General features: G+C 51.3%; 1 protein-coding gene. It reads left to right on the top strand.

Features of this window, described 5'->3' with window-relative positions; all coding sequences use genetic code 11:
• The coding region (locus ACOTXF_RS23770) for an EF-Tu/IF-2/RF-3 family GTPase (protein ID WP_252076852.1) at positions 1-696 on the top strand (696 nt) is incomplete at both ends.

A 696-nucleotide genomic window follows, 5' to 3' on the forward strand; every position in this document is an offset into this window, starting at 1 on the left:
CATCATCGTGTTCCTGAACAAATGCGACATGGTTGATGACGAAGAGCTGCTGGAACTGGTAGAGATGGAAGTTCGTGAACTGCTGTCTCAGTACGATTTCCCAGGCGACGATACCCCAATCGTTCGTGGTTCTGCTCTGAAAGCGCTGGAAGGCGACGCAGAGTGGGAAGCGAAAATCATCGAACTGGCTGGCTTCCTGGATTCTTACATCCCAGAACCAGAGCGTGCGATTGACAAGCCATTCCTGCTGCCAATCGAAGACGTATTCTCCATCTCCGGTCGTGGTACCGTTGTTACCGGTCGTGTAGAGCGCGGTATCATCAAAGTTGGTGAAGAAGTTGAAATCGTTGGTATCAAAGAGACTGCGAAGTCTACCTGTACTGGCGTTGAAATGTTCCGCAAACTGCTGGACGAAGGCCGTGCTGGTGAGAACGTTGGTGTTCTGCTGCGTGGTATCAAACGTGAAGAAATCGAACGTGGTCAGGTTCTGGCGAAGCCAGGCTCAATCAAGCCACACACCAAGTTCGAATCTGAAGTGTACATCCTGTCCAAAGACGAAGGCGGCCGTCATACTCCGTTCTTCAAAGGCTACCGTCCACAGTTCTACTTCCGTACTACTGACGTGACCGGTACCATCGAACTGCCAGAAGGCGTTGAGATGGTAATGCCAGGCGACAACATCAAGATGGTTGTGAC

Source organism: Enterobacter cloacae complex sp. IR53041 (assembly GCF_049238285.1).
GTDB classification, from domain to species: Bacteria; Pseudomonadota; Gammaproteobacteria; order Enterobacterales; family Enterobacteriaceae; genus Enterobacter; species Enterobacter roggenkampii.